Genomic DNA, 9123 nt, shown 5'->3' on the forward strand with positions numbered 1-9123 from the left:
TCGCAAGATCGAACGGGGTTGGGATAGAAGCCGCGATGCTGGTCCGAATGGGCTCGCTCAACGCTGTTGCGGCAATCGTGATCGTCGCTACGGATACTAGGACTATGCCGGCTGGTCGTGCTGGCCGCCATATTCCAGCGTTCGGCGGCCGTCATCCTGGTCGCGCGTCGGGCAGATATCAGCATCGTGGCAGATCTGCGCGGCCGTACGCTCATGGACACGCCGGGAAGCGACGAGATCGCCGCAATGCTCAAGCACGAAGGGATCGACTACCAGTCGATGCTGCGCGTCCCGCACGAGGGAAACCCGCGCGAACTCTTGGCCGGCCGGGCCGACGCGATGGTCGCCTACAGCACCAACGAGCCGTTCGTCCTTGAACGGCTGGGCGCGGCTTACCGCACCTTCGCGCCCGCAGCATCCGGCATCGATTTTTACGGCGACAATTTGTGCGCCTCCGAAGCGGAAGTGAAAGCCCGTCCCGACCGAGTCGCATCATTCAGGGCGGCGAGCGTGAAAGGCTGGGCCTATGCTCTCGCTCATAAAGAAGCGACGGTCGATCTGATCCTGCGGAAGTACTCGGCGAAAAAGAGCCGGGAGGCCCTACTGTTTGAGGCGAAGCAGACGGCGACGCTGGTCGGGCGGGACATCGACCGGATCGGCGAACAGGATCCCGCACGCTGGCGAGGCATCGCCGCGGTCTATCGGCAACTTGGGCTGCCGACCGACGATACGTTACCCGCGGCACTGATCTGGGATGGAAATGACGACAGCCTGCAGCGTTGGCTGATTTCTCTTGTGCTCGTGCCGGTCGGATTGGCGATTGCGGCTCTGGTCGCGTATCGAAATCGCCGCAGCTTGCGCGTCGTAATCGCACGGTTGGGCGCGCTTCCGCCGTTTGCCACGATGGGGCGGCCAAGACTGAGCCTGATCATGTCGCTGCTCTTCATCGGCCTCAGCATTCCTGTCCTCATTTTCATCCTGATCTACAATTACAACAAGAATTCGGCCGGCATCGTGCCGATCCTGAACGACGCAGTCGCGCAGACCAGCCAGGCCGGGTTGAACGCACCCAGGATCTGATCGAGACACCGAAAGCCCGCTGCGCTTTCTCGCCGAAGTGGCCGCTAGCGATCCCGGCTATTTCCGTATCGAGCAAAGCCGCGATCTGATGTATCGCGCGCTGACCTCGGCCGCCCATATCGACGCCGCCTACATCAGTTTCGAGGATGGTTATCATCGGGTCGTCACCCGTATCGACGAGAACCGCCGCCGCGCCGATCCCCGGATTCCCGCGATCGCGAATTGGCACTCCAGCTACGTCGATGCAATCACTAATTCCCTGCTCCGCGTGCGCCATCGGACATTTTTCGACATTTGGCCCAATCAGGTCGGCAAATATGATGTTGCCACCGAGATCGACATTCGCACTTTGCCCGGTTATCAGTCCGCCAAGACGACGCGCACGCTTGCCGTGACTGAACCTTCTATCAATCCCGATACCGGCTTTCCCATCATCTCGTTGCGCATTCCGATCTTCCGCGGCGTTGAATTTATTGGTTGCGCATCGGCCAACATAACCATGGACGTCCTGTCACGCTTTCTCGACAGGCATCGCGCCAGCGCAGGGAGCATCACATTCGTCGCAGACCGCAACAACGGGAAGATCATTGCCTTTCCGGACAAACAAAAAGGCGTTCGTATTGAGAACGGAGTGCTCAAGATCGCGACCCCTGGCTGACATCGACGATCCCGTGGTGCGCGAGGCTCCTCGCGAGCATGCTCGCACGGGCGCCGACAGATTTGTCTTCCGATCGCCGATCAACGGAGAAGATTTGATAGCAGCGTTCGCCAATTTTCCAGGCGACTTCGGTCAAGCCTGGCAGGTGATCACGTTGACGCCGATCGACGATTTCGTGGGGACGTTGAAGAGGACCAATCGATTGATGATGGCCGTGATCATTGCGCTCACCACAGTCGAGTTGTTCTTCATTTACTTCGCTTCCAGTCGGCTATCGCGCCTGGTCGAAAACGTGTCCCGGCAATTGCAGTCCATCGAAAGCCTCAACTTTGATACGCCCGCGCGTCCACCATCGAACATCCACGAGATCGCGAAGCTGGAATCGGCGGCTTCGCTGCTGCGAACCTCGCTAAAATCCTTTTCCTCGTTCGTCCCGCTCGATGTGGTCCGCCAACTGATCAAGTCCGGCATCCCGCTGACCCTCGGCGTCGAGCCGCGATTCCTCACCGTGTTCTTTTCCGATCTGAAGAATTTCTCTACCCACTCAGAGACGCTCGCGCCCGATGATCTCTTGATCCAGATCTCGACCTATCTAGAGGAAGTCTCGTCTGCGATCGCGGAGGAAGGCGGCACCGTCGACAAGTTCATCGGCGATGGCGTTATGGCGTTCTGGAATGCACCGGCTGAACGCCCTGACCACGTCCTACGCGCCTGCACTGCCGCATTGCGGGCGGCGCGCCGCATGGAATGCGTCAACGATGTCTGGGAGGCGGAAGGACGGCCGTCAATTCACCTGAGGATCGGGCTCAATTGCGCCAAGGTCCTTGTTGGCAATGTCGGTTCTTCGAACCGCTGAGCTGCACGGCCTTGGGGGACGGCGTGAACGTTGCCGGTCGCCTTGAAGGCATCAACAAGCTGTTTGGCACCACGATCTGCATCAGCGACAGCGTTTACGACCAGACGAAGAACGAAATACTCGCGCGGTCGATCAAGCGAGTTCAGGTCAAAGGCCGCAAGACAATGTTCATGATCTATGAATTGCTCGCCCTTCGCATGAGTGACGATCCGGAGGTAAGGATTCGCCATCGGCGATGAGCAGTTGAGCGCGATGACCCGGCAAGCCTCGCAAGAGTTCGAGGCCGGAGATTTACCGGCCGCAGAGCACGCCTATCGTGACCTCCTGAAGGAATTCCCCGAAGATTCTCTTGCCAGGTTCATGGTCGCGGAATGCACAGGAAAACAAGGATCCGGCCTTGCCAAGGTGCCGCCAGCGTGAGGAGGAATGAAGAAACGTGGCCGTCTGAATTCGGGCCAGCAGTGGACCGAATTAGCGGCGGGACAAATCGGATGAACAGGCTGGACCAGCCGTGCTCCCTGGCATTGCAGGCGGGAGCGCGCTCGCCTCTCAGCCACCGATATCTACGGCAGAGCCTTGGCCGGTGATGACAAAATAACGCATCGACGTAACATAGGTTGCTCGGAACCAGCGCCACGGGCCGCCCCAGCACTCCGGCTGGGGCTTTCTGTGCTCACATCAGTGCGATGGCATCTTCGATGTCGATCGTTCTTCGCTACAATGAACATCGGCGCCTTGGGGAGCGCTCGCAATCGGGGCGGCTTCGGCGTCCCGCCGCCTAGCCCCCAGATGCGCCGATGGCCGTCCTGGTTGCGAAATCGCAAGCCCACAGCACAACGCCGACCGCTTGAAATGCTTGCGGTTGGCGCTGGCTCTAGCCGCAGGAGGGAATGCAAAATCCTGACAGACGTCAGTATGTGCAAGGCGCGCCAAAAGTTCATGACGTCGGGACAAATAAGAATGGGTAATCCGAAAGTAGAGACAAGATCCGGTTTAGCCCGAAAAGGACTTTCCAGCTGCGCACTCTGTGTATCGTCCCTGCAACGTAGTAATAGTTCCGGTTGAGCATCGGACGTGTTGGTCTTCACGGCGTTGCAGGTTCGTTGTCTATTGAGGACGGACCTTCGGTGGCGATTCTATTTCCAAGACGTTCATTTGAGATAGGGTCCAAGAGGCCGCTGTCCAGCGCCAGCGGCCTCTTCGGTTTGCTTGTTGGTTTTTGAGGGACCGTCCGATGTCAATGCAGGTGTGGGCCGTTGCCATTTCGATCGGCTGGACAGCCGTTGTGGGTACGATGTTGCTCTATATGATTTTCGGACCGAACTAAGTCATCGCTCTCCCGCCACCATATTGATGGCGAGTGTATCGCAGAGATCGTCCGCGATGCCACCAGATGACTGCGCTTGAAGGGAAAGCCACTGGCCCGCGAGCACTGCTTGCAGCGCATATACCGCTCCAGCTCGTGGATCGGCGTCCACTTCGGCCGCCTTACGATATCGAGCGCAACCGTCTGATGCGTTTCGCATTCCAGGCGCCTCACTTCGAGGCAATTAAACCCACGTTGACAGAGGGTCGGTGAGCCGTTGGTGGAAACCGCAAATCGACATTCCGAAGCGTGTTCAGCCCATACATCATTGGCGATATCGCTTCTCTCGCAGCTATGGGCACCGGAATGGACAAGCGGATAAAACCATCATCCAGGAACATGCAATTAGCTTGCGGCAGGCTCGATAGGGGTAAAAACGTGCATCGGAGTATCGTAGCCTTTTATTGACCGCTGGCCGACGCTGCGGACTGCTATGACTCCCTCGACACTCCCCGCGATGGCGGAATCCAGCAGAATTTGGCCATCTAGAGCTACACTGCAAAGCCGGGACGCCAGGTTGATAACGCTGCCGTTTGCCGTGTAATCGATCCGTCCTTCGTACCCAACGGTTCCAACCGTCGCCGGCCCCATCGCAAGGCCGACGCCGAATCCGATTGTATGGCCGGCGGCGCGCCAATCAATGATCAGCGATTGAACCGCAGCCTGCATATCAATGGCCAAACGGACACCCCGCTGGGCAGGTTCGTCGCATTCGAGTGGTGCATTGACTAGGACCATCAACCCATCGCCGGCAAAGCCGGTGAGCGTCGCCTGATGGCGGGAAATGACCCTTCCCACGGCTTCATAATATTCGCTCAGTACTCCCATTATGACCTCGGGCTCCGCGTGGGCCGAAAACGCCGTGAAACCTCTCAGATCGCCAAAGATAGCAACCACCTCCCGTCGCTGTCCAAGAAGCAGTCCCTGACGTCCCGAATCCTCGACAAGCTGTGCCACCTGGGGAGCCAAAAACCGCTTCAATCGGTTGATGCGTTCAGATTTCTCTTGCGAGGCCGCAAGTTCGCCCGCCATGTCGTTGAACCGGTCGGCGAGTTGTTCCAACTCGTCCCCAGTGAACATCTCGATGCGGTGATCAAATTGACCGGCGCCGATCCGTTGCACGCCGTCCTCGAGCTGGCGGATCGGCCCGGACATCCGATGCGCCAACCACCAAGCGAGTGATAGCGCGGAAAGTGCACCGATTGCGATCAACGCCAGCGATCGCCACAGCGCAGCGCGTATTGGAGCGAAGGCTTCTGCGATGGGCTGTTGCGCAATTACGGTCCAGTTCGCACTTGTCCTGCCGGCCGACGCCGCGATAATTGCCTTGCCATCCACGTCGCTGGTGACCACGGCTGCGCCGCTAGCGGCGGAAACAGCCTTCATTAGAGATCCGAAACCCTCTGAGGCGGCGTCGCCACGGAGCACCTGGCTGAGATCTGGGTGCGCAATCAACCGACCGGAGTCGTCGATCACGAAGGCATATCCGGTTTCCCCGATCTTGATTGTCGAAATTACATCCTTGATCAACTTCAAATTGATGTCGGCGATGACTATACCTGCGGAGGTGCGATTGCCCGCCACGGCAATGGTCATATACGGCTCCGATTCTCCTTCATATCGCACCGGACCGAACCAGACTTTGCTGGCGTGAGCGCCTTTCACCGCCGGCTCAGCCATTAGGTTGGTGCCGCGGCCTACCCGATTCACATCCTGGCGGGAGACGAAAATGCGCTCCCTGTCCGTTTCGTCGACCAAGGTCAGCGAGGCTATTGCGGGTACTTGCCGCAATAGCCGCAGGGCGTCGATACGATGCCGCTCGTTTTCGCCAGCGACCCAGGGAAATTGCACGGTCCAGCCGAGCTGGTCGCGAATACCGTCAATAAAGGCTTGGATACGACCCGCAGCCGAGCGAGATTCCGACTGCAATAGATCGTTGAGGGCCCTGCGCTGGCCTTGATATCCGAACCAAGTCTCGCTGGCTGCGCCGAGCAACAAGGGCACAATCACGGCGATAAACAGCGTCACGAAATACTTCACGAACAACGAACGCCGTCGAGCGCCGCCAGAAGGCCACCAACCGGGCGACAGGGGTGAACCCGCATCCACCGAATTTCACCTCGCCACTATCACCAAGCGTCCTTACCCGCCCGACGAGCGACGCGGCCCAGCTCGTTTTGTTGCGAAGCTGCTACGCTCGAAAAATGCCATCGGCCGTCGGTCTCAAGCGAACGCAAGGCGCTCAAAGACGGTATCGGGAAAAAGTGGTATATTACCACGGAGCAAGAATTTTGCAGGGGGCACGATGCAGCGGCGGCAATTTATCGCGCAACTGGGCGTCTCGGTTCTGCTGACACCCCCCGCGTTCTCTCAGCCCGTCGCGCCTATCATTGGGTTTATGAGCACGCGCTCTGCCAAGGATTCCACAAGAGTCGTCGCGGCGTTCGACAAAGGCTTGCGGGAAGTGGGCTTCGAGGCAGGCAAGAACGTCAGCATCGAATATCGCTTTGCGGATGGCTCACTGGATCGCCTTCCCGAGATCGCCAATGACCTTGTGCGCTCCGGGGTAAGAATCATCGCAGCCGTCGGCGGCGCCAATTCGGCCCTTGCGGCGAAGGCAGCCTCGAACACAATACCGATCGTATTCGTGATCGGGGCCGATCCTGTAAAGCTAGGGTTGGCCACAAAACTGTCGCGTCCGGGCGGCAACGCAACAGGCATGACCATTTTTTCCGCCGTGCTGGGACCAAAACGGCTCGAGCTACTGCGCGAGTTTGTTCCAAACGCAAGCGATTTCGCCGCGCTGATCAATCCCGAAACCTACGAGGGACGCGCGCAGGCATCCGATATGTCTGCTGCAGCCGCAACCTTGGGGGCCAGCCTGCACCTATTGGAGGCCAGCGATTCGGCTGGAATCGAACGCGCGTTCCTGGCGCTTAAGCAGATCAAGTCAGATGCCCTGCTTGTCGGGAGTGATCCGGTTTTCGACGTGCATCGAGACAAGCTCGTTGCAATGGTTGCGGATGTCGCCATCCCTGCGATCTTTCAGTTTCGGGATTTCGCGGTGGCAGGCGGTTTGATGAGCTACGATCCGGATATCGCGGATGCGCATCGGTTAGCTGGCGTTTACGCAGGTAGGATATTGAAAGGTGCGAGGCCAGCCGAATTGCCAATTCAGCAACCGATCAAGTACAGATTGGTGATCAATCTCAAGACGGCCAATGCGCAAGGGCTGGAGGTGCCCTCCGCCCTTCTTCTGCTCGCCGACGAGATTATCGAGTGAGCACGTGTCGACCAAGCGTTCGAGGGGATAACTCTCGCCGACGTGCTGCTACATCTGACTGCACAACCACAAGGACCGACCGGCGGTCGTCTATTTCTATCAAGAGACCGATAACGTCACAAACGAAGATGGCAGTTCGAATACATCCATCCCGGCGACACCACGGCTGAAGGCGTGAATATAGTGCATTGGCTCAAAAACACCGGCAATGATGCTGTGGTATCTTACACTGCCGACTTGATCAAAGTACCGCCGAAATAGGAGTCGAACGGAAACTGGCCCGGGAGAGCGCGACTTCCGCTTCTGGCCCTGGCTGTGTGAAAACATAATGCCGCTGTTATGATTCTCCCGATTCTGAAGGGGAATCGATGAGGCGCTTCGTTGAGGGGGCGGATCATGGGCAACGGATACTGCTGCCTGAATGCCTCGATGATTTCATTGACGAGAACAATCCTGTCGATCGACGAGTTTGTCGATGCGCTGAACTGGCCGAGATATGCTTCGGTGGAGCTACGCCGGCGGCGACTGGCCGGCTGTCGTATCATCTCTCGGTTCTCCTGAAGCTTTTACATCTACGGCTATCTGAACCGACGCAACATCGAGGTGATGAGGCTGCTGGCTCGGCTTGCTCCCTATCACAAGACAATAGCGGACTTCCGAAAGGACAATGGCTTGGCGCTGCGCGCGCACAACGAGAATGAGCCGATCGCGGATGGGCTGACGTCCGCTTGTGGCGATGCGACCTGCACGACTTATCGGACGACTGTTACCGGAGGTCGCGGGGCGCTTGTATTGCCGGTGTTCAACGATGGCTCGACCTGGCGATTGCGGTCGTCGCGACGGCGTACGCCGCCAATCCGCAGGATCAGGCGGCGCATCGGCACCTCGACGGTGCGCCAGATCAGGAAAGAGCCGATATAGGCGGCCGACGTCGCGACAGCGGAGCGCACCCACCACGCATGATTCGCCAGCACGTAGTTCAGGTTCATGTACTGAATGATGATGACGTGGACCATGTAGAGGCAGAAGCTGCTCTCGCCTAAGACAATGAGAAGCCGCGTTCGCGGGATCGGGCTGATGAAACCTGCCTGATGGGCGACCACGAGCATCAGCGTCCCGAACAGAAATAATCCGGCGGAGTTCTGCAGCCAGATACCGACCACCGTGTGGTCGCCAGAGATCATCGCCAAGGCGATCGTGTTGCTAAGCGCACCCTACAATAGGATAGCGCCGACGGAAAACACCTCGATCATGGTCGCATGTCGCTCGATGAACTGCGACCTGGTCCTTGCGTTGCAGAGCCTCGCAAACCAGATTCTGTGATGAACTCGGCAACGCGCGTGATCGGAGAGTGCAGCGTGAGCTCGACAGGCGAGTATTCCTACGGGCTGCCGGACATATCAGCAATGCTAGCGTCGAAATGTTCGGCCACAGTCAGAGCGATGATCGTCGCTACGAGCGTTCCGATCACGACAGGTTTCGTACGCCGCTGGCGAGCGGGACTACCACTGCAACCTCCGAGATCAACCAGCCCGCGAATCAATATCCCCATTCCACCGGCCGCCTTCGGCGGCGTTTTTGTTGCCCAAAGTGCAGATCGAAAATTTCGGGAGCATCACTGGGATTGCAGTCCCAACTAGCTAGCACTACTTTGGCAGATTGTTGATTTTGTCGCGTTTTATAGGATTCCCGAATCGATTTTTCAATGATTCATGGATGGTCGGCTCTTGGAGGGCTGACCATGCGGGGATGCGAAGACGAACTCGAACGCTGGCTGATGCCGTTCTTGGACCGGCTGGGTCATAAGACCCGACAGCGGATGTGTCCTCTGTATGTTGCGGGACTGATCGGTCCTGGCGATCGCAAGAGCGTTCAACCGA

8 protein-coding genes and 3 pseudogenes are annotated in these 9123 nt (G+C 58.2%); 8 read left to right on the plus strand and 3 right to left on the minus strand.

What is annotated here, in order from left to right:
* Window positions 1-117 precede the first annotated feature (117 nt).
* Genes AC1VNY_RS41600 through AC1VNY_RS41620 form a run of 5 tightly spaced genes read left to right on the plus strand, consistent with a single transcriptional unit; the run spans window position 118 to window position 3014 of the window.
* The gene (locus AC1VNY_RS41600) at window positions 118-1080 is read left to right on the plus strand and encodes an ABC transporter substrate-binding protein (RefSeq protein ID WP_482409535.1); all 963 of its coding nucleotides are present in this window, start codon (window positions 118-120) and stop codon (window positions 1078-1080) included.
* 37 nt (window positions 1081-1117) lie between these two features.
* A complete protein-coding gene (locus tag AC1VNY_RS41605) occupies window positions 1118-1738 on the plus strand; it encodes a PDC sensor domain-containing protein (protein ID WP_482409536.1) in 621 nt (206 codons plus the stop codon).
* A gap of 16 nt (window positions 1739-1754) precedes the next feature.
* Window positions 1755-2594: an adenylate/guanylate cyclase domain-containing protein gene (locus AC1VNY_RS41610; protein ID WP_482409537.1), complete on the plus strand. Its 840-nt coding sequence runs from the start codon at window positions 1755-1757 to the stop codon at window positions 2592-2594.
* Window positions 2595-2617: 23 nt separating this feature from the next.
* Complete coding sequence (locus tag AC1VNY_RS41615) at window positions 2618-2833, plus strand: hypothetical protein (RefSeq protein ID WP_482409538.1); 216 nt, start codon at window positions 2618-2620, stop codon at window positions 2831-2833.
* A 4-nt stretch (window positions 2834-2837) separates the two neighbouring features.
* On the plus strand, window positions 2838-3014 hold the full coding sequence (locus AC1VNY_RS41620; RefSeq protein ID WP_482409539.1) for a hypothetical protein: 177 nt from the start codon (window positions 2838-2840) through the stop codon (window positions 3012-3014).
* Between the two features lie 922 nt (window positions 3015-3936).
* Here the strand turns inward: AC1VNY_RS41620 and AC1VNY_RS41625 are convergent.
* Together AC1VNY_RS41625 and AC1VNY_RS41630 are read right to left on the minus strand one after the other, a co-directional pair.
* Window positions 3937-4152 (minus strand): annotated as a pseudogene (locus AC1VNY_RS41625) (hypothetical protein); the annotation flags it as partial.
* 153 nt (window positions 4153-4305) lie between these two features.
* Window positions 4306-5988: a cache domain-containing protein gene (locus AC1VNY_RS41630; RefSeq protein ID WP_482409540.1), complete on the minus strand. Its 1683-nt coding sequence runs from the start codon at window positions 5986-5988 to the stop codon at window positions 4306-4308.
* 277 nt (window positions 5989-6265) lie between these two features.
* Between AC1VNY_RS41630 and AC1VNY_RS41635 the strand changes: the two genes are divergently transcribed.
* On the plus strand, window positions 6266-7243 hold the full coding sequence (locus AC1VNY_RS41635) for an ABC transporter substrate-binding protein (protein WP_482409541.1): 978 nt from the start codon (window positions 6266-6268) through the stop codon (window positions 7241-7243).
* Window positions 7244-7611: 368 nt separating this feature from the next.
* Window positions 7612-7930: pseudogene (locus tag AC1VNY_RS41640) on the plus strand (transposase); the annotation flags it as partial.
* Between the two features lie 65 nt (window positions 7931-7995).
* On the opposite strand, the gene AC1VNY_RS41645 reads toward AC1VNY_RS41640, so the two are convergent.
* Window positions 7996-8433 (minus strand): hypothetical protein, encoded by a 438-nt coding sequence (locus AC1VNY_RS41645; RefSeq protein WP_482409542.1) that lies wholly within the window; start codon window positions 8431-8433, stop codon window positions 7996-7998.
* A gap of 515 nt (window positions 8434-8948) precedes the next feature.
* On the opposite strand from AC1VNY_RS41645, the pseudogene AC1VNY_RS41650 reads away from it, so the two are divergent.
* Window positions 8949-9123, plus strand: a pseudogene (locus AC1VNY_RS41650) (IS701 family transposase); the annotation flags it as partial.

It is taken from the genome of Bradyrhizobium ferriligni, assembly GCF_056837965.1.